Source organism: Mycolicibacterium novocastrense (assembly GCF_001499835.1).
Classification (GTDB): domain Bacteria; phylum Actinomycetota; class Actinomycetes; order Mycobacteriales; family Mycobacteriaceae; genus Mycobacterium; species Mycobacterium novocastrense.
The window spans coordinates 135,487-159,071 of the sequence record NZ_LQIH01000005.1 but is presented as its reverse complement, the minus strand read 5'-3'; the positions used below and the strand labels follow the sequence as shown (position 1 = coordinate 159,071).

General features: G+C 63.7%; 23 protein-coding genes. 13 read left to right on the top strand and 10 right to left on the bottom strand.

What is annotated here, in order from left to right; translation table 11 throughout:
* Window positions 1-21: 21 nt before the first annotated feature.
* Together AU072_RS06220 and AU072_RS06215 are read right to left on the bottom strand one after the other, a co-directional pair.
* The gene (locus AU072_RS06220) at window positions 22-804 is read right to left on the bottom strand and encodes an enoyl-CoA hydratase (protein ID WP_064412954.1); all 783 of its coding nucleotides are present in this window, start codon (window positions 802-804) and stop codon (window positions 22-24) included.
* 12 nt (window positions 805-816) lie between these two features.
* Window positions 817-1,992 carry an acyl-CoA dehydrogenase family protein gene (locus AU072_RS06215; RefSeq protein WP_064412953.1) on the bottom strand — a complete coding sequence of 392 codons (1,176 nt, stop codon included), beginning with the start codon at window positions 1,990-1,992 and terminating at the stop codon, window positions 817-819.
* Between the two features lie 122 nt (window positions 1,993-2,114).
* Between AU072_RS06215 and AU072_RS06210 the strand changes: the two genes are divergently transcribed.
* The 4 genes from AU072_RS06210 to AU072_RS06195 all read left to right on the top strand — a co-directional run bounded on the left by AU072_RS06210 (window position 2,115) and on the right by AU072_RS06195 (window position 6,242).
* On the top strand, window positions 2,115-2,831 hold the full coding sequence (locus tag AU072_RS06210; protein ID WP_082680964.1) for a TetR/AcrR family transcriptional regulator: 717 nt from the start codon (window positions 2,115-2,117) through the stop codon (window positions 2,829-2,831).
* Between the two features lie 311 nt (window positions 2,832-3,142).
* Window positions 3,143-4,273 (top strand): cytochrome P450, encoded by a 1,131-nt coding sequence (locus AU072_RS06205; RefSeq protein ID WP_235629938.1) that lies wholly within the window; start codon window positions 3,143-3,145, stop codon window positions 4,271-4,273.
* Between the two features lie 39 nt (window positions 4,274-4,312).
* Window positions 4,313-5,149, top strand: a complete 837-nt coding sequence (locus AU072_RS06200) for a mycofactocin-coupled SDR family oxidoreductase (protein ID WP_064346531.1) — start codon at window positions 4,313-4,315, stop codon at window positions 5,147-5,149.
* Between the two features lie 13 nt (window positions 5,150-5,162).
* Window positions 5,163-6,242: a phosphotransferase gene (locus AU072_RS06195; protein WP_064412951.1), complete on the top strand. Its 1,080-nt coding sequence runs from the start codon at window positions 5,163-5,165 to the stop codon at window positions 6,240-6,242.
* Here the strand turns inward: AU072_RS06195 and AU072_RS06190 are convergent.
* Complete coding sequence (locus AU072_RS06190) at window positions 6,239-6,829, bottom strand: hypothetical protein (protein WP_174523794.1); 591 nt, start codon at window positions 6,827-6,829, stop codon at window positions 6,239-6,241. The two genes, AU072_RS06195 and AU072_RS06190, sit on opposite strands and share 4 nt — an antisense overlap.
* Before the next feature lie 240 nt (window positions 6,830-7,069).
* On the opposite strand from AU072_RS06190, the gene AU072_RS06185 reads away from it, so the two are divergent.
* Entirely contained in the window at window positions 7,070-7,813 is a 744-nt protein-coding gene (locus AU072_RS06185; RefSeq protein ID WP_064412950.1) for an SDR family NAD(P)-dependent oxidoreductase, read from the top strand.
* Window positions 7,814-7,838: 25 nt separating this feature from the next.
* Window positions 7,839-8,732, top strand: a complete 894-nt coding sequence (locus AU072_RS06180) for a mycofactocin-coupled SDR family oxidoreductase (protein ID WP_064412949.1) — start codon at window positions 7,839-7,841, stop codon at window positions 8,730-8,732.
* A 12-nt stretch (window positions 8,733-8,744) separates the two neighbouring features.
* On the opposite strand, the gene AU072_RS06175 is transcribed toward AU072_RS06180, so the two are convergent.
* Window positions 8,745-9,716 (bottom strand): NADPH:quinone oxidoreductase family protein, encoded by a 972-nt coding sequence (locus AU072_RS06175; protein ID WP_064412948.1) that lies wholly within the window; start codon window positions 9,714-9,716, stop codon window positions 8,745-8,747.
* A gap of 43 nt (window positions 9,717-9,759) precedes the next feature.
* A complete protein-coding gene (locus tag AU072_RS06170) occupies window positions 9,760-10,818 on the bottom strand; it encodes an LLM class flavin-dependent oxidoreductase (RefSeq protein ID WP_064412947.1) in 1,059 nt (352 codons plus the stop codon).
* A 179-nt stretch (window positions 10,819-10,997) separates the two neighbouring features.
* Here AU072_RS06170 and AU072_RS06165 point away from each other — a divergent pair, with 179 nt between their 5' ends.
* Window positions 10,998-11,777 carry a TetR/AcrR family transcriptional regulator gene (locus AU072_RS06165; protein WP_235629933.1) on the top strand — a complete coding sequence of 260 codons (780 nt, stop codon included), beginning with the start codon at window positions 10,998-11,000 and terminating at the stop codon, window positions 11,775-11,777.
* Window positions 11,774-12,544: an SDR family NAD(P)-dependent oxidoreductase gene (locus AU072_RS06160; RefSeq protein ID WP_064412945.1), complete on the top strand. Its 771-nt coding sequence runs from the start codon at window positions 11,774-11,776 to the stop codon at window positions 12,542-12,544. The genes AU072_RS06165 and AU072_RS06160 overlap by 4 nt, the downstream gene beginning before the upstream one ends.
* 39 nt (window positions 12,545-12,583) lie before the next feature.
* On the opposite strand, the gene AU072_RS06155 is transcribed toward AU072_RS06160, so the two are convergent.
* On the bottom strand, window positions 12,584-13,459 hold the full coding sequence (locus tag AU072_RS06155; RefSeq protein ID WP_064412974.1) for an SDR family NAD(P)-dependent oxidoreductase: 876 nt from the start codon (window positions 13,457-13,459) through the stop codon (window positions 12,584-12,586).
* Window positions 13,460-13,547: 88 nt separating this feature from the next.
* On the opposite strand from AU072_RS06155, the gene AU072_RS06150 reads away from it, so the two are divergent.
* Genes AU072_RS06150 through AU072_RS06140 form a run of 3 tightly spaced genes read left to right on the top strand, consistent with a single transcriptional unit; the run spans window position 13,548 to window position 16,419 of the window.
* The gene (locus AU072_RS06150; RefSeq protein ID WP_082680963.1) at window positions 13,548-14,744 is read left to right on the top strand and encodes an acyl-CoA dehydrogenase family protein; all 1,197 of its coding nucleotides are present in this window, start codon (window positions 13,548-13,550) and stop codon (window positions 14,742-14,744) included.
* A 29-nt stretch (window positions 14,745-14,773) separates the two neighbouring features.
* Window positions 14,774-15,385: a TetR/AcrR family transcriptional regulator gene (locus tag AU072_RS06145; RefSeq protein WP_064405325.1), complete on the top strand. Its 612-nt coding sequence runs from the start codon at window positions 14,774-14,776 to the stop codon at window positions 15,383-15,385.
* Window positions 15,382-16,419 carry an LLM class flavin-dependent oxidoreductase gene (locus AU072_RS06140; RefSeq protein ID WP_064412944.1) on the top strand — a complete coding sequence of 346 codons (1,038 nt, stop codon included), beginning with the start codon at window positions 15,382-15,384 and terminating at the stop codon, window positions 16,417-16,419. The genes AU072_RS06145 and AU072_RS06140 overlap by 4 nt, the downstream gene beginning before the upstream one ends.
* Here the strand turns inward: AU072_RS06140 and AU072_RS06135 are convergent.
* The 4 genes from AU072_RS06135 to AU072_RS06120 all read right to left on the bottom strand — a co-directional run bounded on the left by AU072_RS06135 (window position 16,385) and on the right by AU072_RS06120 (window position 20,690).
* A complete protein-coding gene (locus tag AU072_RS06135) occupies window positions 16,385-17,416 on the bottom strand; it encodes an NAD(P)H-dependent amine dehydrogenase family protein (protein ID WP_064412943.1) in 1,032 nt (343 codons plus the stop codon). The genes AU072_RS06140 and AU072_RS06135 overlap by 35 nt on opposite strands.
* Before the next feature lie 25 nt (window positions 17,417-17,441).
* Window positions 17,442-18,635 (bottom strand): cytochrome P450, encoded by a 1,194-nt coding sequence (locus tag AU072_RS06130; RefSeq protein ID WP_064412942.1) that lies wholly within the window; start codon window positions 18,633-18,635, stop codon window positions 17,442-17,444.
* Between the two features lie 86 nt (window positions 18,636-18,721).
* Window positions 18,722-19,177, bottom strand: a complete 456-nt coding sequence (locus AU072_RS06125) for a nuclear transport factor 2 family protein (protein ID WP_064412941.1) — start codon at window positions 19,175-19,177, stop codon at window positions 18,722-18,724.
* The gene (locus tag AU072_RS06120; RefSeq protein WP_064412940.1) at window positions 19,161-20,690 is read right to left on the bottom strand and encodes an aldehyde dehydrogenase family protein; all 1,530 of its coding nucleotides are present in this window, start codon (window positions 20,688-20,690) and stop codon (window positions 19,161-19,163) included. Before AU072_RS06120 ends, AU072_RS06125 begins: the two co-directional genes overlap by 17 nt.
* A 170-nt stretch (window positions 20,691-20,860) precedes the next feature.
* On the opposite strand from AU072_RS06120, the gene AU072_RS06115 reads away from it, so the two are divergent.
* Both AU072_RS06115 and AU072_RS06110 read left to right on the top strand, forming a co-directional pair.
* Complete coding sequence (locus AU072_RS06115; RefSeq protein ID WP_064412973.1) at window positions 20,861-22,162, top strand: acyl-CoA dehydrogenase family protein; 1,302 nt, start codon at window positions 20,861-20,863, stop codon at window positions 22,160-22,162.
* Window positions 22,163-22,211: 49 nt separating this feature from the next.
* The gene (locus AU072_RS06110) at window positions 22,212-23,576 is read left to right on the top strand and encodes a cytochrome P450 (protein ID WP_064412939.1); all 1,365 of its coding nucleotides are present in this window, start codon (window positions 22,212-22,214) and stop codon (window positions 23,574-23,576) included.
* Window positions 23,577-23,585: the final 9 nt, after the last annotated feature.

Below are 23,585 nucleotides of genomic sequence, written 5' to 3'. Positions count from 1 at the left end.
CACGCTCGCGCCAACAAAGAATTACTGGATGCTGGCCTTCATCTCGTCGAGGTTCACTAGCACCGGCCATCCGCTGACGCTGAGCGCGTTGCCGTGGCCGGTCTGGTGGATGTCGAACACCGACTGGATGGCGGCGTAAAACCCCTGCACGTCGAGCGTCTGGTTCACCGCACGTTTGGCCTGGCGCAGCGCAAACGGTGACATCTTCGCGATCTGTTCGGCCATCGCCCTGGTTTCCGAGTCGAGCTGATCGCGAGGCACCACTTTGTTCACCATTCCGGTGGCAGCGACCTCCTCGGCCGTCATCGCGCGGCCGGTGAACAGAATCTCCTTGGCCTTGCGCGGCCCGAGTTCCCATGTGTGGCCGTGGTATTCGACGCCGCCGATGCCCATCAGCACCACGGGGTCGGAGAACTGGGCGTCATCGGCCGCGATGATCAGATCGCACGGCCAGCACAACAGCAGCCCACCGGAGATGCAGCGCCCCTGCACCGCGGCGATCGAGGGCTTGGGCACATTGCGCCAGCGCAGCGTGTACTCCAGATAGCGCTTCGCTTCATGCTGGATGATGAATTCCAGCGTGATCTTGTCCGGTACCGGTCCCCCGCCGCGCAGGTCGTGCCCGGCCGAGAAGTGCTTCCCGTTGGCGCGCAACACGATCACCGACACCTCGGGATCCTCTGCCGCGCGGGTCCACGCCCCGTCGAGTTCGTCGAGCAGTTCCGGGTTCTGGGCGTTGGCGGCCTCGGGCCGGTTCAACGTGATGGTCGCGATGCGGTCGGCGACCTCGTATTCGATGTACATGGTGCAGTCCTTCTAGTTTCGAGGCAGTCCCAGCAGTCGCTGGGCGATGATGTTGCGTTGGATCTCTGAGGTGCCGCCGGCAATCGTGCCGCCGAATGTGCGAACGTACCGCTCGAACCAGCCGCACCGGTACAGCTCGAGATGCTGTGCGCTGTAGGGCCCCGAGAACGTCGGATGGGCCAACGCGTCGACCCCCGCCGCGCCCACCGCGTACTCGGCCGCCGACTGCGACGCCTCCGAGCCGAGGAGTTTGAGCACCGACAGAGCGGGCACATCCTCATCGCCGCGGGCGGCACGCGCGAGTGCCACCGAACCGAGCAGGCGCAGCGCCTGCTTGTCCATCACCAGCCCGGCGTACCGGTCGCGATCGAGTGCAGAGGTGGGACGGAAATCCTCGACCAGCTCCTGCAGGCGGTCCGCATAGCTGAGCCACAACATGTTTCGCTCATGCCCGAGCGAACCGTTGGCGACCCGCCAACCCTCGTTCAGCGGTCCGATCAAATTCTCCGCGGGCACCCGCACGTCGTTGAAGAAGACCTCGTTGAAATCGAGGTCGTCGGCGTCACACAGCGACGCGAACGGGCGCCGCACCACGCCCGGCAGGTCCGTCGGGATCATCAGCACGCTGATGCCCTTGTGCTTGGGCGCCTTCGGATCGGTACGAACGAAAGTCAGCAGGACGTCGGCGTCGTGCGCCCCCGAGGTCCACACCTTCTGCCCATTGACGACGAAGTGGTCCCCGTCCTGCACCGCGGCCGTCCGCAGCGACGCGAGATCCGAGCCGGCGCCCGGCTCGCTCATCCCGAGCGACGCGGTGATCTCGGCGCGCAGGATCGGGATCGCCCAACGGCGCTGTTGTTCGGGCGTCCCGAACGAGATCAACGACGCGGAGATGATGCCCACGCCCTGCGGGTTGTAGGTCAAATACACGCGCCGACGTGCCAGTTCCTGCTGATGGACGTACTGCTGCAGGATCGTCGCGTTGCGTCCGCCGAATTCCGGCGGATAGCCGGGCAGCAGCCAGCCGTGGTCGAACATCAGCCGCTGCCAGTCTCGAGCCCAGCCCGGCACGTCGCTGCTGGAGCGCGAGCGCTCGAGCGCCACGTCATCGGAGGGAAGATGTTCGTCGAGGAAGGCGTTGAATTCGGCGCGGAACGCCTCGACATCAGCATCGAAGGTGAGCTGCACGGGACTCCCGCCGGATCAAATCTTTGGTAGAACTATTGTTATCTCCAAAATGAGAATACTATTCTCATCGTGAGAAAGTTACAATCTCTGACACGTTGGCCGCGAGGGGGTCGAGGACCGCAATGGCGAGACGTTCTCCGGTACAGTCAGTTCATGTTCTCCCCACCCGGCCGGCGTCTGAGCCACCGGTGACAAGCCCCAGCGAAGAGCCCGCCTGGAAGCAGCGTGCGGTCGAACGGTCGATCAAAACGGCGAAGCTCCGGGCCGCGCAACGCGTGCAGCGCTTCCTGGACGCCGCTCAGGCGATCATCATCGAAAAAGGCAGCACCGACTTCACCGTCCAAGAGGTCGTCGACCGCTCGCGGCAGTCGCTACGCAGCTTCTACCTGCAGTTCGACGGTAAGCATGAGCTGCTGCTGGCGCTTTTCGAGGATGCACTGAGCCGGTCGGCCGACCAGATTCGCGCCGCCACCACCACCGAGGACGAGCCGATCGAGCGACTCAAGGTCGCCGTGCAGTTGCTCTTCGAATCCTCGCGTCCGGACCCGACCGCCAAGCGCCCGCTGTTCACCGACTTCGCGCCTCGGCTGCTGCTCTCGCACCCCGCCGAGGTCAAGGTCGCGCACGCACCACTGCTCGCACTGCTGACGGAACTGATGGAAGAGGCCGGCGAGGCGGGCCAGTTGCGGGAGGGCATCAACCCGAAGCGGATGGCGGCCATGACGATGCAGACCGTCATGTTCGTGGCCCAGTCCAACGGTGCCGAGGACGGCACAACGCACCCGATCACCGCCGACGAGGTCTGGGACTTCGTCTCGCACGGTTTTGCCGCCCAATAGGCGGAGAACTTCGTTCTCACGTCCGGCGCGAGAATCGCGTTCTCGGCTCCCAGCGCTTTGCCCGCGGGCGCCCGACACGCTCTGTGGAGAATCGGATTCTTCCCAGCGAAGAGCTTAAATATTCCGTTTTGAATCCCGTATTGACACTCCTCCGGAGCGAATGCCAGAGTTGTGAGACAAATGCCAGCCCACTGTCTTATGCGACCTGACCGGCGAGAGGCGATCCGGTGACGATCAGCGCTGAAAATCCCGACGTGCACGAAGCGAAGCAAGACGAGTTGTACTACGACCCGTACAGCGTCGACCTCAACATGAACCCCTATGCGGTCTTCGCGCGTCTGCGTGAAGAGGCCCCGCTGTACTACAACGACAAGCACGACTTCTACGCGTTGAGCCGTTTCGAGGACGTCAACAAGGCCGTCATCGACCACCAGACCTTCATCTCTGGTCGCGGTGCGTTGCTCGAGATCATCAAGTCGGGCATGGAAATCCCCCCGGGCACACTGATTTTCGAAGACCCGCCGATCCACAACATCCACCGCAACCTGCTGTCCCGGGTGTTCACCCCGCGCAAAGTGCAGGCGCTGGAGCCTCAGATCCGCGAGTTCACCGCCCGTTGCCTGGACCCGTTGACCGGCACGGACAAATTCGACTTCGTCACCGATCTCGGCGCGCAGATGCCGATGCGGGTCATTGGAATGCTGTTGGGCATTCCCGAAGCCGACCAGCGCCGCGTCACCGAACACGGTGAAGCGACGTTGCAGAGCGACTCGGTCGATCTACTGGCAAGCGGTGAGGTGTTCGCCGAGTTCATCGACTACCGCACCGAACATCCCTCCGACGACATCATGACGGATCTGCTGAACGCCGAGTTCGAAGACGAAACCGGCACCCGTCGCCGACTACGCCGGGAAGAACTGTTGATGTACCTGACGGTCATCGCCACGGCGGGCAGCGAGACCACGACGCGCTTGATCGGTTGGGCCGGAAAGACACTCGCCGATTACCCCGACCAGCGCGCCGAGTTGGCCGCAGACCCGAGCCTCATTCCGCAGGCGATCGAAGAGATCCTGCGCTGGGAACCGCCCGCGCTGCAGATCGCCCGTTACGTGACCCGTGATGTGGAGTACTACGGCCGGACGGTCCCCGAGGGATCGGCCATGCTGATGCTGGTCGGTGCGGCCAACCGCGACCATCGCCGCTTCCCGCCGGACGGCGACGTCTTCGATATCCACCGAGAGCTGCACTCACACATGACTTTCGGCGCCGGAACCCACTTCTGCATGGGCAACGCGCTCGCCCGACTGGAGGGCCGGATCGCGCTCGAGGAAATCCTCAAGAGATTCCCGACCTGGGAGGTCGACTGGCCCAACGCGCGCCCGTCGCAGACCACCGCGGTCCGCGGCTGGGAATCCATGCCCACCTTCGTGAACTCGAAATAGCACCGAGACCCCTGTAACCACAACGAATTGAGGTAACCGATGACCGGACGCGTTGAAGGCAAGGTCGCTTTCATCACCGGCGCCGCCCGCGGCCAGGGCCGCGCACATGCCGTACGGCTGGCCCAGGAAGGCGCCGACATCATCGCCGTCGACATCTGCAAGCAGATCGACAGCGTGCAGATTCCACTGTCGACGCCCGAAGACCTTGCGGAAACCGCTGATCTGGTGAAGGGCCTCAACCGCCGCATCTACACCGCCGAGGTCGACGTCCGCGACTTCGACGCGCTCAAGGCCGCGGTCGACACCGGAGTCGAACAGCTCGGCCGGCTGGACATCATCGTCGCCAACGCCGGCATCGGCAACGGCGGCGCGACGCTGGACAAGACCAGCGAAGGCGACTGGACCGACATGATCGACGTCAACCTCGGCGGCGTCTGGAAGAGCGTCAAGGCCGGTGTCCCGCACATCCTGGCCGGTGGCCGCGGCGGTTCGATCATTCTCACCAGTTCGGTCGGCGGCCTGAAGGCCTACCCGCACACGGGCCATTACGTCGCGGCGAAACACGGTGTGGTGGGCCTGATGCGGACGTTCGCGGTCGAGCTCGGCGCACAGAACATCCGGGTCAACTCCGTGCATCCGACCAACGTCAACACGCCGCTGTACATGAACGAGGGGACGATGAAGCTGTTCCGTCCCGACCTGGAGAACCCGGGCCCCGACGACATGAAGGTCGTCGCGCAGATGATGCACACGCTGCCGATCGGCTGGGTGGAGCCCGAGGACATCGCCAACGCGGTGCTGTTCCTGGCCTCCGACGAGAGCCGCTACATCACCGGCGTGACGCTGCCGGTCGACGGCGGCAGCTGCCTCAAGTAGCGGGGCCCGGCAGATGACCGCCGCCGAGCTGTCGCTTCCGCGCAGTTGGGAGGAGATCACGCCGGGGTGGATGACGGCGGTGCTCGGGAAGCACTTCCCGGGCGCCACCGTCGACACCGTCAGCGTCGCGCTGCGCGACGACGGCACCAACCGCCGGGCGCGGCTGGCACTGAGGTATTCGGCGGGGTCGGGTCCGGCGACGGTGTTCGCCAAGGCAGTCGACCCCGACCACGCCGAACTCGTCGCACTCACCAGCGGCCTGTTCCACGAGCCGCGGCTGTTCAGTTCGGGGGTCTCACTGCCGCTGGACCATCCGAGCGTCTACGCAGCGCTGATCGACGAACCCGGATCGAACTTCGTGATGATCATGGAGGATGTGGTCGCGCGCGGCGCCGACCCGCGCGACTCCACCCGGCCGATGACGGTCGAGCAGGTCGCCAACGGAGTGCGCGGGCTGGCGCGCATGCACAGCCAGTTCTGGGGTGAGCGGCTGACCGCGAACCCGGCACTCGACTGGCTCGAGCCGTTCGTCGCTTTCGAAGGCCTCGAGCACGCCCCGCTGGACATCGCTCGTGAGCGACTGGGCAAGACGGTCTCTTCGGAGATCGTCGAGATGAGCGGCACAGAGCTTTTCGTCGACATCTGGGCCCGTTACATCGGCACCCTCACCGGAACTTCGAAGTCACCCGAGACCCTGCTGCACGGTGATCCGCACATCGGCAACACCTACGTGCTGCCCGATGACGACGTGGGGTTCCTGGACTGGCAGATGGCCCGACGCGGTAACTGGTCGCTGGATCTGGGCTACTTCGTGCAGGGTGCGTTGACGATCGAGGATCGCAGAAAAGCCGAGCGGGATCTGCTCGCCGAGTACCGGGCCGCACTTACTCTGCCCGCCGACGAACTTCCGTCGGCCGAGGAGGTGTGGCTGCGCTACCGTGCGTCGGTCGCGCACGGGCTGGCCATCTGGATGGCCACCCTCTCCGGGGGTGACGCCTGGCAGGGCGCGGACATCTGTCTGGCTCTGGCGCAACGGTATTCGGCGGCGTTCGTCGATCTCGATACCCGCGCAGCGCTGTCGGCTCTGGATTAGGCGCCCTCCCTTCCCCCACCCGCCAGAAAAGCGCATGCGACCGGACCGACGACTCGGCTCGCCGATTGTTCACAGAGGTGGTCTTCGGCCACTCTCGGGTTGCGTCTCACCAAACCGAGGATCTCGGTGGAATCAACCGCAGCGGTTCGAACGTGTGCGGCGGCTAACGCGTGGGCCTTGTGCGTTCTTGCAGCGGCGCCGAGAGCGTGGCACGCGGCGACGGTTTTCCGGCCCAGCTCCGGGGAAGAACCTCCCCATACCGTGATCTCGGGCGTGCGACGGCTGAGGGTGGTACGCACGACATCCCGCAACCGTGGGTCGATCGTGTACAACTCGGCCGCAACACTGAGGGCCGCCGGCAACCGATGCGGAAGCTCCAACGCCTTTTCCAGATCACCCATTTCGACGCCGAGGATCCACAGCGGCCGGGGGTCGCCGGGTTCGGCGACGAACACGGTGACATCCCAGCCCGCCCTGGCCCGGTCGAACAGCCAACCGCCGACACGTTCAACCGCGTCCACAGGTGTGCGAGCGGCGACGTCGAGCCGGTATCTGAGGTCAACACTCGAGTCCGGATCCTCGACCATGCCGATGCTCCCTATTAGACATATGACTAACCAATGATAGGGCTGTTCGCAAATCGCACTGCCACTCTACACAGGCCGCACAAAATAGTTGACTCGGTCGCATATACTCGGTTAGCTGTTCTGGGCGCCGCACCGCTTCCAGGGCCTGATAGGCCGCGACGCGGCATCAGCAGAACCTCATGTCCGAGCGAGCCACACGGGAGTCCTGTGACAGAGAAGTCGACAGCGGAGTTGCTGGATATGTCCGGCAAGGTCGCGGTGATCACCGGCGGCAGCACCGGCATCGGACGAGCCGTCGCCGAGGGTTTCGCGAACGCGGGTGCCGACGTCGTCATCGCCAGCCGCAAACTCGACAACTGCCGGCTTGCCGCCAAGGAGATCGAAGCCAGTACGGGACGACGAGCACTCCCCGTCGCCTGCCATGTCGGTAGGTGGGACGACGCCGAGAGCCTCTTCGAATCCGTCTACGACGCCTTCGGCCGCTGTGACGTGCTGGTGAACAACGCTGGCATGTCACCGGTTTATGACAATCTCTCGACGGTGACTCAAGAACTGTACGACAAAGTTCAGGCCGTCAACGCCCGTGGTCCGTTCCGCCTGTCGGCGCTTTTCGGCGCCCGCATGGCCGAGACCCACGGTGGTTCCATCATCAACGTCACATCGGCCGGAACCCTGCGCCCCGACACCGCCGACCTCCCCTACGCCATGGCAAAGGCGGGGTTGAATGCGCTCACCCTCGCCCTGGCCGGAGCCTGGGCACCGAAGGTGCGGGCGAACCTCGTGATGCCCGGTGCCTTCGACACCGACATGTCCAGGGCGTGGGGCCCCGAGGGCCAGGCCGCTGCCGCAGCGATCAACCCAATGAAGCGAATCGGTGTGCCACAGGATCTCGTAGGTTTGTGCGTCTTTCTCGCCAGCGATGCCGCCGGTTACATCAACGGCGCACAGGTGCTTGTCGACGGCGGCCTTTTCCGGACGCTCTGAACGTTCACACCACCACGGAGGAACCATGACAGGACGCATGTCGGGAAAGGTCTCGTTCATCACCGGCGCGGGCCGCGGGCAAGGTCGTGCACACGCCGTGCTGCAGGCGCGCGATGGCGCCGACATCATCGCGATCGACATCTGTGAAGACATCGAGTCGAACCCCTATCCGATGGCTAGCTGGGAGGACCTCGAAGAGACCAGACGTCTTGTCGAGAAGGAAGGCCGCACCTGCGTGACGGCCAAGGCCGACGTTCGCCACCGTCAACAGCTCGCTGACGCACTGGGTCAGGGTGTGGCCCAGCTGGGCCGGCTCACCACGGTGATGGCCAATGCCGGCATCCTGCCGCTGGCCATGGGCGACCCGCAGCCGATGGACTTCCAGGATGCCGTCGACGTCGATCTCATCGGAGTGATGAACACCGTGGCGGTCGCGGTTCCACACCTGATCGCGGCCGGAACCGGTGCGTCGATCGTCATCACCGGCTCCACCGCTGCGCTGATCCCGAACACCATGACGGCCAACGTGGACCCCCGGACCATCATGGGGCCCGGCGGAGCCGGCTACAGCTGGTCGAAGCAGGCGCTCGTCGGCTACACCCAACAGATGGCGTTGCATCTGGCGCCGAACGGAATTCGAGTCAATATCGTGCATCCGACCAACTGCAACACCCATCTGATGAACGCCGATGGGATCTACCAGGTCTTTCGTCCAGACATCGAAGGCACCGTCACCAAAGACGATTTCCAGGCTGCCTCGGAGTTCTACCACGCGCTTCCCACACCGTGGTTGGAACCCGAAGACGTTGCCGAGTTGGTGCTGTTCCTGGCTTCAGACGCCTCCAAACACATGACGGGGACCAGCATCCCGATCGACGCCGGCTGCATGACCAAGTGGCCCAACGGTCCCGGGCAGTGACCCCGTGCTTGTTCACATATCGATGATGACCTTGCCCAGCGCCTTGCGGTCGGCCACGTAGCGCAACGCGAGCGCCGCGTCACTCAGCGCGAACCGCGCACCGATGTAGGGACGAAGCCTGCCCGCGACATAGTGTCGGTGTAGCTCCTCGTCATCGCGGACGACCTCATTCGGATAGTCGGAGGCAAAGGTCCGAATCTCCATGCCGCGCACCGTAATCCCCTTGAGTAGAACCAAATTGAGGGGGATGGCGGGAATGGGTCCGGCAGCGTAGCCCAACGTGACGAAGACACCGTGACGTCCGAGGCCACGAAGCGCGGGCAGCGAATAGGGTCCGCCGACGGGATCCACGACGATCTGGGCGCCCGCCTTGCCGGTGATCTCCTTGATCCGCTCTCGCAGATCTTCGCGGTCGTAGTCCACGCATGCCTCGGCGCCGCGCAGGCGACAGAGATCGAGCTTCTCTTCGCCGGACGCCGCGGCCAGAACCCTTCCCCCCATGAGCTTGGCGATGTCCACCGCGGCGAGCCCGACACCGCCCGCGGCCCCGAGCACGACCACCCAATCACCCGGCTGCACCGGCGCGATCGTGCGCAACGTGTAGTAGGCGGTTCGATAAGTGACGCCGAAGGCGGCGGCCTCGGCGTAGTCGATGTCGTCAGGAATCGGTGTCAGCGTTCGGGCGTCGACCACAGCCTGCTCGGCGAAGGCGCCGACGAAGGTGGTCGCGCATACCCGGGCGCCCACGCGCACGTCCACGCCGTCGCCGACCGCGACGACATCTCCGGCCATTTCGCTGCCCGGGCTGAACGGTGGCGGCACTTTGACCTGGTAATTGCCGCCGATCAACAGGACGTCGGGGTAGTTGACCGCGGCCGCGCGCACCCTGATGACGATCTGACCAGGCCCGGGTGTGAGATCGGGTAGCTCATCGAGCACAAGGTCCTCGGGCTCGCCGTACCCACGACACACGATGGCCTTCATCAACCCGTCCTTTCATGTGCCCGGTCCACCGGCCACCATCCACTCAGCCCTTCAGGTCTGGCAACACCTTATCTGCGAACAACTTCAGCTGTTCGTAGACAAGCTCATACGGCATTCCACCCCAGCTGAAGTTGGCGAGCATCTCGTAGTCACCGACCATCTCCTTGCGGACGCGGTGATGTTCGACGAGCTCCTCCGGGGTACCGATCATGTTGCCCGCGATGTAGTCACGGTAAGCCTTGTCCGGGCCGCCGGCCGCGGCGGCGGCCTCACCCATGGCGGTCCAGGCGGCATACGAGGGCAGGTCCTTGAAGTGATCACTCATGAACTCGTAGTGGTTGGCCACGGTGGAGAACATCCTGGCGAAGTAGTTGTCGGTGTAATCGGCGACCCGCTGTTTGTCGGTGAAGCAGCACACGAAATCGGAGATGATGAACGGCGGTGCGGTCTTGTTGTGTAACGCCTCGAAATTCGTTCGATACTGGGTGATTTCGGGGATGGCGTTGCGCCAGTCACCCTGGGAGAAGCGCAACGCCTTGAGCCCGAATCTGGCGGCGACGTCGACCGAGCTCGGCGACATCGTCACCATGATGGTCCGGTCTTTGAAGGATTTGAAGGGCCCGGGACGGATCTCTGTGCGAGGGATCTGATACCACTTTGTGTCTGCTTCGACGATACCTGTCTCGACGCCCTCCATGATGATGACCGCCGCTTCGTCGAACATCTCCCGGGAGTCGGCGAGTTCGACACCGAAGGACCGGAATTCGCGTCGGGCGGCACCACGGCCCATGCCCAGTATGAGGCGGCCTCCGGACAGGATGTCGAGCTCGATCGCCTGCTCGACGACGCGCAGCGGGTTGTTCCAGGGCAGGATCACCGCGGCGGTGACCAGATTGATCTTCTTGGTCTGGGCCGCAACCCACGACAGCAGCTGAAAGGGATCCGGACACGCGCCGTAGTCGGTGAAGTGGTGCTCCACCGGACCGACATAGTCGAAGCCCATCGCCTCGGCTTCCACGGCGAGCTTCGACTCCTTCATGAAGCTCTCGACGTCGGGCACGCCGTGGAGATTCTGATAGCCCAGATGCATGCCTACCTTCATGGTCTCTCCAGTTCGTCAGGGCGGTCCGCCGCCGTGAGGGATGACAGAAATCGATTGTTACCCTGATCGTTTCTTTTAGACAAGCTTTCGGCGAATTATGTGATAAAAAGTCACCATCAGCGTCACAAATATCATGAGCCCGCTGGAACTCCGGGAGACCTGGCATGGAAGATCTATGTGTGATCGAACGCGCAGGCGCGTCCCCGCCGCCGGCTTCTTCGGGAAGCATGGCGACGAGGCGCCGACCCGGTCGGCCGACACTGAGCAACGAGCAGTTACTCGATACCGCACTGGACCTCTTCTTGGAGAACGGTTTCGAGCGCACCAGCATCGAGGCGATCTCGACCGCGGCCGGGATGGCCAAGCGCACCGTTTACGCCCGCTACGAGGACAAGACGACCTTGTTCAAGGCGGCACTCACCCGGGCGATCGAGGACTGGATTGTGCCGGTCGAACAGTTGCAGGCTGTCGAGACCGACGATCTCGAGGAGACTCTTCTCGAGATCGGACGAATCCTGGTGGCCAACGTCCTGCGACCGGGCGGCCTGCGGCTGCTGCGCCTGACCAACGCCGTATCCGCGCAGATGCCCGAGATCGCGGCGTTCAACGTGCAGAAGGGTACCGAGCCGACGCTCGCCTATCTCGCCGAACTGTTCCGGCGACGGCTGGGCCCGGACGGGATATCGGTCCAGGACGCCGGTCTGGCCGCAGAAGCCTTCATCGACCTCATCCCCGGCGGTCCTGCCAACGCGAGCGCTCGCGGTGTGGTGCTGGACAAGAAGGCCGTCGACCGGCACACCCGGTATTGCGTCCGGTTGTTCGTTCATGGCCTTTTGCCACGCGACCATCAGCGGATAGCCACCGAGGAGGAGAACAAGCGATTGAAGCAGACGATCGCCGACGTGCTCGAGGATGTCGAGCGAGTGCGGGAACGGTTGAACCGGCGAGAGCCCCAATGAGTCTCGCTGGACTCGATGGCAAGGTTGCCCTGGTCGCCGGGGGCGCAACCGGAATAGGCGCCGCAACCGCCAGACGTCTGGCCACGGAGGGTTGTTCGGTCGTAATCGGTGACGTCAACCTCGACGGCGCGGCGACTGCGGCTCAAGAGATCACCGCCGATGGCGGGGTGGCCACGGCGGTTTGGTTCGACCTGGCGGAGCCCGGCTCCGTCGCCGAGCTCATCGACACCAGCGTCACTAAATTCAGCGGTGTGGACTTGCTGTTCAATGTCGGCTCCGATATGACCCTGCTGCCCGGCGACACCGACGCCGTCGATATCGAGTTGGCCGTCTGGGAACGGACAATGACGGTGACCCTGCGCGGCTACCTGCTGACGCTCAAGCACAGCATTCCCCATCTCCTGGCGCGCGGTGGCGGGGCTATCGTCAACATGGCATCGGCGGCTGCGTTCCAAGGCGAGCCGACCCGGCCGGCCTATGCCACCGCGAAGGCTGGCGTGTGTGCGCTGACCCGCCACATCGCATCCCGGTGGGGAAGGCACGGAATACGCTGTAATGCAATTGCTCCCGGGCTGACCGCAACAGAGGTGATCCGGTCGTTGCCCGAGTGGCCACAACTTCAGGCGGCCGCGCTCAAGGGTATGCGCAGCACCCGGGTCGGGGAGGTCGACGACATCGCCGCTTTGGTCGCCTTCTTGATGTCCGATGAAGGCGCCTGGCTGAATGGCCAGACCATCAACGTCGACGGAGGCGCGGTCCTTCGGTGATGGTGCGGCCAGAGCCGACAGCCGCACGATGCCGCATTCTCAAGGGCTCACTGTTGAAATCGGTTGCCAGATGGGTGAACCCCGCTCGGACCGCATCGATGGAATGGCCTTGCCGTCCACATCGGTGACGCCGTAAGCCGCCGCGAGCTCCGCGGTGATGAACGTTCCGCCGGAATGCCTCATCACCTGCGGATCGGTTGCCATTGCAGCGATCACACGGCCGGGGAACTCGGGCGAGCAGCCCCCCGCGGGGTTCGTCGCCGCCGCATTCCTCATCGCGGGTTTGGCCGCTAGATTCCGTTGTGCGCGCTCGGTATACGTGAGGCCCTGCCAGAGCGAGACAGATGCGACATTGTGCGGTTCGAGCTCGACGGCCATGTCGTGTGCCATGCGGTCGACCGCCGTCTTACACATTCCGAACACGACGCCATAGGTGTAGGAGATGCCGGTGTACCCCGAAATCGCCACGATCAGTCCAGTCCCTGTCGGCACCATGATCTGGGCCGCGTGCCGGGCTGCGACGTAGTTCGACCGGACGCCCACGTCGACCATGCCCCAGTAATCGAGCGGCTTTTCCCAGAACGGCTTCCCATCGGTCAGGTCCTCGGGCAGTGCGAAGGCGTTGTTGACGAGGATGTCGAGCCGAGAGTGTTCGCGCTGCACCCTGTCGAACAATGCGGAAACCTGGGCGTCGTCGGCGTGATCGACTGCCACCGCCACCCCGTGTCCTCCCCGTCGGTCGATTTCGGCGGCGGTTTCACCGACGGTGCCGGGAAGCTCGTGCATATGCGGGGCGCAAGTACGTCCGGTGACGTAGACGGTGGCACCCTGTTCTCCGAGCGCAAGGGCGATGCCCTTTCCGATGCCGCGGCTGGCGCCCGTCACGACAGCGACTTTGCCTGTCAGCGTTGCCATCCACATCCCCGATCAACGTTCGCTTGCCCCGAGTCCAGTTGTCTCGGTACTGTCCAGATTAGGCATTCGACTAACATGAGGAGATGTTATGACGGTCGTGGATCGAGTTTCTACCCCCGGTGGCTCGGGCACGGCGGTAGTGGTGGACACGGCACGAGAATTCGTCCCCCGGATCCGCGCCCTCGCCCGTCAGATGGAGATCGACCGGCGCCTGGATGACCAGCTCGTCGATGACATGGAGGCGGCCGGCCTGTTCTCGGTGGTGGTGCCGAAACTCTGGGGCGGCTGCGGCCTCGGACCTCACGAACTCAACAAGGTGATCGAGCTCATTGCCACCGCGGACATCTCGACGGCGTGGGTCACGGGCTTCTACAACTTCCACAACTGGTTCCTGTGCCGGTATCCGCGTGAAGTCCAGGAACTATTGTTCGCCGACCGTGCCTCAGTGCGTTGTGCGGCAATCCTCTCCTCTCCCGGCACTGCCGAGCGGGCCGACGGCAAGTTGCGAGTGAATGGTCGCTGGGGTTACGCGACAGGAATCCTGCACGCCTCCCATGCGCTTGTTCCCGTCATCGTCGACGACGACATGTCGTGGGTGATCGTGCCGCGAGACGAGCTTGAACTCGTCGACGACTGGGACGTGGCAGCCATGGCGGCCACCGGCAGCGTCACGATCCTCGCCAAGGATGTCGTCATCCCCGACACATGGGCGCTCCCCTTCGCCAAGATGATGTCGGCGGCCGACCATGAAGGCACTTTCCACGAGGAGGAGGTCATGCGACTTCCCTTCTCCGTCATGACAACTGCCATTTCATCGCTCTACGTCGGCGCGCTCGACGCTGCTGTCGAGATGACGCGGGAGCGCATGAACACGGCGTCCGGGATCAACAGCGCGCCCCGCAACGAACGCCCTATGGCACGCATTCGATGGGTGAACGCGTTCCAGACAGCGCGGATGATGCACCTGGTCCGGGATGCTGCCATCAACGAGGCCCTCGAGGTCGCTCGGCGCGGGGTCCCTCAGACACTCGAAGAGGAGGCGATGAATGGGCTGCACGGGGTGACGATTCTGCGCACGGTCCGGGAAGCCCTACGCGAACTCGTCGACGGCAACGGATCCAGCGGCTACCGAGCCGACAACCATCTACGCAGGATGTCGCAGGACATCGCGATGATATCCACGCACGCCGTGCACGGCGAATACGACGTGATGATGGACCGGCATGCCCGGTGGCTGCTCGGGATGGGCCTCGCGCCGGGCGATCCCGGCGCGCGAATGACATGACCGGGCATACGGTGGGTTACCTTGCTCGAATGGCACCGAAAAGACCCACCGATGCCCAGGAACCCGACTCCCGGACGGCACTACTCGATGCCGTAGAGCGACTCATGCTCGCAGAGGGTTATGCCGCGGTGACGTCCCGCCGGGTCGCAGCGGAAGCGGACGTCAATCCCGGCCTCGTGTACTACTACTTCGGCCCGATGGACAACCTCTTCATCGAGGTCTTCCGGCGCAGCGCGGCCCGGATGCTCGGCCGCCAAGCCGAGGCGCTCGTTTCTGATCAGCCGCTCTGGGCGCTCTGGGACCTGATCCGCGAGCAGTCCAACACGACGCTGAATCTCGAATTCCTCGCGCTCGGAAACCACCGTCAGGCGGTCAAGGCGGAGATGAAGGAGTTCTCGGTGCGGTTCCGCCGGATCCAATTCGAGGGGCTGTCGGAGGTTCTGGCCCGCTACGATATCGACACGCAGGCCTGGCCGCCCGAAGCGGTGATGTTGTTCATGGACGGTGTCGGCAGGTTCATGGGTGAGGAGCGGTCCTATGGCCTCAGCCTCGGGCACGAACAGGCGGCACGCGTAATGGAGAGGCTGATCGGCGAATTCGAGGGGAAGCGGCGATCTGCGCGACGTCGAGGCCGCCGATGACTTTGCAGTTCGGCCTGCTGTGGCCGTTCAGGAACCCAGATTCTGTGCCCTGGGACGAGTTCTACCGCTCGCACCTCGACCTCGTGGTGGAATCGGAGCGGATGGGCTTCGACGAAGCCTGGCTCACCGAGCACCACTTCGTCGACGACGGTTACTCACCGTCACTCTTTCCGATCGGCGCCGCCATCGCCGCGCGCACCGACCGGATCCGCATCGGGACGTTCCTACTGTTACTCCCCCTGCACAATCCGGTTCAGGTCGCCGAGGACACCGCAACACTCGACATCATCTCCGGCGGTCGTTTCGACCTCGGAGTCGGCCTCGGTTATCGGCCAGGCGAATTCGATGACCAGGGTATCCCGGCCCGCGAGCGTGCAAGTCGCATGCGAGAAAGCCTGCCCATAGTGCGGCGGCTCCTGTCCGGCGAGAACGTCACCATCGACGGCAAATACAGCAATCTGAACGACATTCGGATCACTCCGCCTGCACTGCAACAGCCGCACCCGCCGATGTGGGTGGGGGGCACTGCGCCGAAGGCGATCGAGCGGGCGGCGGCGATGGGAATGCACTTCCTCAGTGGTGGTCCCGGATCGGCCGCCCTCTACGACGACGCGCTACGTGCCCACGGCCGCAATCCACGTGACTTCCACGTGGCCGCCACCGTGCCGACCTATGTCGCGCGCACGCGTGAACAGGCCTGGGAGATCGCCGCTGAACCTCTGCGCTACATGGCGGCGAGTTATCTCAAGTGGACAGCCGAGGCCAAGGGCATTGCGGACGCCGACTTGCCGGCGTTGCCCTCCGCCGAGGAGATCGTGAAACGGCAGTCGATGGATTTCTTCGGTGAAGACATGCTCGTCGGCTCACCGCACGACGTGATCGAGAAGATCGAGACCTACCGAGCTGGAGCGCGGCTGACGCACCTAGTTGCCGCGATGGCACTACCTGGCATGGCGGTACACCAGATCCGCGCGAGCATGGAGCTCTTCGCGGGAAAGGTCATCCCCCACTTCTGCGAATCGAATTCGCGGTGATCAAAGGTAATTCACCCGCAGTGACCAGGCCCGGGTTCGCCGCCACGACGGCCGGGATTGCGTTCACCGCGGGATTGGCGGTCGGGGCGGCGACGTACTCCTCCTCGGCGCCGCCGAAGACCGGCTCGTAACGAACCCGGATATTGGGCACGCCGGAGATCTCCATCACGTAGCCGTGCTCGATCGGCCAATCGGGTTCCATCGCATCGCCGAGACGCCACAGTAAATCCATCTCGAGGAGTGGCCGGTCGGCCTTCATACCCTGGAACATCGCCTTCATACCGCACACCGTGCCCTCGCTGATCTCCATATAGCCGAGGTCGAGATGCTTTGTGGCGACACCGAGCTGCGGCGTGAACCGCACCTCGTCGAGCTCGACATGTAGCGCGCCGGCCATCATCTCGATGGCGTCTTCGAAGGCCGAGATCCGCTGTCGCATCATGTCAATCAGCCCCGGTGTGTCCGGTGGCGAACCGAATCCAAGCGCCAGCCACGTCTCCGGGGACTCGTAGGGTGTGCAGTCGACCGCTTCGTGGATGGTGATTCGGTCCACTTCGCGGCACGCGGCCGCGGAGACGAGCGCGATCACGCTGGCCAGCCCGGGATTGATCCCTGACCCGTACAGCGACACGCCACCCCGCACCGCCGCATCGTGCAAGCGCTGCCGCTCATGCTCGCCGAAGGAATGACCCGTGATGAATCCCGCCGTCGAGATCACGTTGACACCTGCCTCGAGCAGGAGGGCCATCTCATCGAGATTCGGGGCCATCGGCATATAAAGCACGACATCGGGTTTCAGTGCGAGGATCGTGTCGATATCGCTTGTCGCCGAGATCCCGAGCGGTGGGATACCGCACAGTTGACCGACATCCTTGCCGACCTTGCCTTCGCTCCATGCGTAGCATCCGACGAGCTCGAGTCCCGGTTGCGCCAGTACCGCTCGAACCGCGGCTTGAGCCACCTGACCGGTGGTCCACTGCACCACCCGAATGGTCATGACACCACCCTCACCACTTTGAGAGTCAGACGAACGCGGGCAACGAATCCCAGCCCCGCAGCGCGGGTGAATTCGCCATACGGGCATTGTCGACGTCGATCTCCCACTCCGGGAAGCGGTCGAGGATCTCCTCGAGGGCGATGCGACCTTCCAACCGCGCCAGGGCCGAACCCAGGCAATAGTGCGCGCCGATGCCAAACGACAAGTGCTTGATGTACTCGCGGTGGATATCGAAGCGATCCCCGTCGGGGAACCGTCGATCATCATGGTTGGCAGACCCGATCAGGAACAGGATTACACTGCCAGCGGGCACGGTCCCACCGTGGAACTCTGTGTCGGTCGCGACGTACCGGGCGAATTGCTGCGCGGGCGATTCGAGACGCAGAACTTCCTCGATGGCCCTGGGAATCAATGTGCGGTCCTCGACCAATTGGCGCCGTTGGTCCGGATGGTCAGCGAGTGTCTTGCCGGTCCAACTGATCAGATGCCCGGTGGTCTCGGCACCGGCGCTGGCGAGAAGCGTTGTGTAGGTCAGCACTTCGTCACGGGTGAGTCGGCGGGTCGAGCCATCCTCTTCTTCGAGCTCGGCGTTGAGTAAATCGGTCATCAGGTCGTCTGACGGGTTCTTGGCGCGCCAATCGATGTACTCGGCATAACTTGAGCCGTCGGCAAAACCCTCCTGCGGCGTGAGATGTTCGCCCGGGTCGGCACGCAGGCTGCGGTCGGTGTCCTGCCGATGCGCCTCCTGAGCAGACTCCGGAATACCGAGAAGCATGCCGATCGTGCGCATTGGAACCTGCGCGCCGAGGTCCGCCATGAAGTCGAACTTCTTGGCGCCCATAACCGCATCGAGGCTGCGCGCGCAATACTCGCGAACCTTGTCCTCCAGCTCGGCTACGCGGCGCGGGGTGAAGACACCATGCAGCACCTTGCGATATCTGGTGTGGACCGGCGGATCTTGGAAGATGAACATACTCGGCGGCATCTCGATATCGGCCCGTATGAAGTCCAGAATCGCACCCCGGCCCGAGATGAATGTTCGGTGGTCCAACAGCACCCGCTCGACATCGTCGGCTCGGCTGACGGCGAAGAAGTCATGTGCTGCGTTGTAGTACAACGGCGCTTCCTCTCTCAGCCGTCGATAGACCGGATACGGATCGGCGTCGATGACGGGGTCGAAAGGGTCGTAATAGACATCGCTCGGGCTCGCAACCGTCAAGTCGGACTCCTTCTCTTGGCCAGATGCCGCCTGACCCGGCTGATTAGTCGATCGCCTAATCGAAGACGATACCGAGGTCCTCGTCGTCAAGGCAAGAGCCGCTCGTCTCGTGACGCTGCCACCTCGCCCGCCGGGCCCGGCGGCGTGAGACCGACGAATCCGAGCGGATTCAGGTACTCCTTGTACAGGGTGATCTTGTCGGTCTCAAAGCCGAATAGGGTGATGTAGGTGTTCCGGTAGATGCCCCCGTTCCCCCGCTGTGAAGCTTCGCTGTGGTACTCCGCGATCACCAGCTGCTCGCCGGCCACCTCGTACCACCGGTCGTAGATGAAGTCCATCCGCACGAACATCGCCGGCATCGAAGTGCGCAACTGGTCGACTATCGCGGCGCTTCCCCGCGTCGCGGGAAGATCCTCGACGAATGGCAGCACCATCACGGCATCGGTGGCGAGATGACGCGCGACCCGGTCGAAGTCGAGATCTCCTATACTGTCGAGGAATTCGCGGGCAAGCTGAACTCGGTCCTCAAAAGTCCACGGCACGTCGATACTCCTCTGGGTCGGCAGCGGCGAACGTTTTGTGCTCGAGGAACTTCTCGAGCTCTACGGATCCGTCGGCCGGAATGTCGTGCTCCTCGGCGTAACCGAAGCGGCTGTCGGGACCGAGATAGTTGCCGCCGTTGATGCTCATCCGGCCGGTCCGCACCCGGCGCGCCACCGCGAGCGCACGCTCGTGGGACCCAAAGACGACGCCGGACGGTCCGCATATCGAACGGTTCGCGATCCGAATTGCGTCTCGATCGTCGTCGTAGGGGACCACAACCAGAACCGGACCACCGACTTCCGCCGCCAGCACTTCGCTCTCGGGGTCGACCCCGGTGAGCAACGTGGGTTCGTAGAAGTAACCCGGCCGCACCATTCCGCCGCCCCTGACGAGCGTTGCACCGGACGCGATGGCCCGCTTGACCATCTCATCGACCTCGTCGCGACGCCGATCACTGATGAGCGGTCCCATCCAGGTGCAGACATCGGCGGGGTCGCCATAGCGCACCGCGGCCAGGCATTTCGCCAGGTCACCCACCGCTGTGTCACAGCGGTGGGCAGGCACCAAGACCCGTGAGATCGGAGCCGAGCCTTGTCCCGCATGCGACGTTGCCATCAGCGCTATCTGCTCAGTACAGGTCGAGACGTCGGCATCGTCGAGCACGATCGCGGTCGACTTTCGCTCCGGCTTCATCCACACCCGCTTGACAGCCCCACTGGCTGCGACCATGAGGCGGCGCCCCGCTGCTACTGATCCGGTGAAGGAGATCAAGTCGACATCTCGGTGGCTGGCGAGTGTGCTGTCCACGGCTGGGTTCAGGGAAGCCAGCAGATTCACCACCCCGGCGGGGATCTCGGTCGTCGTCGCGATCAGCTCGCCGAGCGCAAGCGTTGTCAATGCAGCGTCGGAGCCGCCTTTCAACACCACCGTGCAACCTGCGGCCAGAGCCGGGCCCAAGGCGGCGATCGCCATGCGCATCGGGTGACTGGAGCCGGTGCAGATCGACACCACGCCGATCGGACCCTTCTCGGTCCAATGCGTCCCCCGGCCCGCATCGCCGTCGCCGGCAGTGGTGCTCGAATTCGCCGCCAACGTATCCGCATGACGGCCTACCGCGTTGATCGGCGCATCGAGGTATGGCCCTTCGGTCAGCCGCCAGGTGGCCCCCGTCTCGGCAACGGTCAGCCGCCGCAGTTCCTCGCGATGCCCGATCAGGGCCGCGTGGAGCTGCGTGAGACATTTGACCCGGAACGTGATGTCGGTGGACCACTTCGTCGAGTCGAAAGCACGCCGGGCCGCCGCGACGGCCCGCTGTGCATCATCGACGTCGCAGTCTGGCGCAAAGCCCATGATCGCACCGGTCGCCGGGTTCACCGACGGAAATGTTTGGCGGCTGCGACCGTCCGACAGCACGCCGTCAATCAGCATGTGTCGCTCAACCCGGCCGGCCGAATGCTCTGGGGAGCCCGCTCCCCTGTCGTCCGCGGGCTTGGTCCCCGCCTGAGATGGCATCCACCGCTCCCGCAACAAAAATAGTTGACTCGGTCTGTTATACACTACTACCTTGTCGAAAGGTCGGTATCTGTCGCTCGACCATGATTCGCGGCAACAGGCATGGAGCGGCGATCACGCTGACCGCAATCGACTGGGACGTACACCGGTACGCGTACACAGGAGGCGGCATGGCGTGGGAGTTCAGAACGGATCCTGAGTACCAGGGCTTGCTGGACTGGGCCGACGATTTCGTGCGGGAGGAAGTCGAGCCGTTGGACCTTGTATGGCCGGGTCAGGAGTTCGTACCGCTCACCGACGCTCGGCGCAAGGCAATCGATCCGCTCAAGGCGCAGGTGAGGAGCAAGGGGTTGTGGGCGACTCACCTCGGCCCTGAACTGGGTGGCCAGGGGTACGGGCAACTCAAGCTGGCCCTACTGAACGAAATCCTGGGCCGCTCGTTGTGGGCGCCGATCGTGTTCGGGTGCCAGGCGCCCGACACCGGAAACGCCGAGATCATCGCACACTACGGCACCGAGGAGCAGAAACAGCGCTATCTGCAGCCGTTGCTGGACGGCGAGATGTTCTCGAGCTATTCGATGACCGAGCCTCAAGCAGGAGCCGATCCCACTCGCTTCCAAACGCGCGGACACCACGAGGGCGACGGCTGGGTGATCAACGGCTGGAAATACTTCTCCTCCAACGCCAGGACCGCATCGTTTCTCATCGTGATGGTCGTGACGAACCCGGATGTCAGTCCCTACCAAGGGATGTCGATGTTCCTGATTCCCACTGACGCCCCGGGCGTCACGATCGAACGCAACGTCGGTCTCTACGGCGAGCCCGTCAACGAGGGCTTTCATGCCCTGATCCACTACGACAACGTCCGGGTACCGGCGGAGGCGTTGCTCGGCGGTGAGGGTCAAGCCTTCGCAATCGCGCAGACGAGACTCGGCGGCGGACGAATTCACCACGCCATGCGGACGATCGGCCTGGCGCGTCAGGCACTCGACATGATGTGCGAACGCGCACTGAGCCGTGAGACTGCGGGCTCGCGGTTGTCGGACAAGCAATTCGTCCAAGGGTTCATCGCCGACTCTTACGCTCAGCTCATGCAGTTCAGATTGTTCGTGCTCTACACCGCTTGGGAGATCGATGAGTACAACGACTACAAGCGAGTTCGCAAGGATATCGCTGCCGTGAAGGCGACGATGCCGAGTGTGCTGCACGATATCGCGTGGCGGGCAATGCAGGTCCACGGTGCGCTCGGCGTCAGCAACGAGATGCCGCTGTTCAGAATGATCCACGGTGCCGCCGCGATGGGTCTGGTCGATGGTCCAACCGAGGTGCACAAGACGACGGTGGCGCGTCAAGTTCTGCGTGACCATTCGCCTAGCGAGGGTATGTGGCCACGCGAGTGGATTCCGGCCAAGCTCGAGGCTGCTCGTGAGAAGCTCGCCGAATATCTCGAACTCGAGATCGGCAACACCTGATTCGGATCAGTTCATCGACGAAGACCCACGAACCGAGAAGAGACACGCCATGACACTGGAAGATGTTGTCCGAGAGGACACCCGCAAACAACCGCGTATCGAGTTCGACCGACACACTCCTGAGTTCCGGCAACGATTCGACGACATTGCCCAGGAAATGCACCAGAGGTGCCCCGTGGCGTGGAATGACACCTACGGCGGCTACTGGGTGGCCGGCGGCAGCGACGCCGTCTTCGAACTCGCACGGTGTCCGCATATCTCGAACGAACATGACATCGACGGCACAAAGCGCGGATACCAAGGCATCTCGATCCCATTGCCCGACGAGGCGGCAGGTGTGCGGGGTGGAATGCTCGAAATGGACGGGCAAGAACATCGAACCTACCGCAATGTCCTGAACCCCTATATGTCGCCGGCTGCGGTGAAGCGGTGGCTGCCGTTCATCGATGAGACGGTCCGCGCGTGTTTGGACGAGAAGATCGAAAGTGGCAGCATCGACTTCGTCGATGACCTCGCCAACGTGGTGCCGGCCGTCCTGACGCTCGCCATGCTGGGGATCCCGGTCCAGAAGTGGGCCATGTACAGCGAGCCCACACACGCATTCGTCTACACGAAGCCCGATTCCCCCGATCGTCAACGCGTCATGGAGATGTACGTGGCGATGGGCATGGACCTGATGAACAATCTTTCTGAGATCCGGGACAACCCTCGGCCCGGGATCATCGACGCGCTGGCTCGATTGCGAATCGATGGCGGGGCACCGCCCGACATGGAGTTGCTCGGGATGTTGAACCTGCTCATCGGCGGCGGCTTCGACACCACGACCGCGCTGACTGCGCATTCGCTGGAGTGGCTTTCGGAGAACCCGGCCGAACGTGAGAGGTTGATCAGCGAACGGGATGCGCTGCTGGATTCGGCCACCGAGGAGTTTCTTCGCTATTACACACCCGCACCCGGGGACGGTCGCACCATGGATACCGATACCGAGTTGCTGGGGATCGACTTCAAGGAGGGCGACCGGGTCTACATATCCTGGGCGTTCGCGAACCGTGACCCCCTGCTCTTCGAGCAGCCGGACCAAATACTCCTCGATCGCAAGCACAACCGGCACTTCGCCTTCGGACTCGGTGTGCATCGGTGTATCGGCTCCAACCTGGCGCGGGTCGTATTCAAATCGATGCTCACCGCGGTGCTGGATCGCATGCCCGATTACCGCTGCGATCCTGAGCGGACGGTCCACTACGACACCATTGGCACCATCCAGGGCATGCGCCATCTTCCCGCAACCTTCACGCCGGGCAAGAAGAGCGGTGCGGGCTTGGAGGAGACACTCGACCGGCTCCAGCGAATCTGCGAGGAGCAGGGGCTGGCACGCCCCATAACGGAATTCAAGGGTGAAGCCCGCATCGTTTGAACAGTTGGA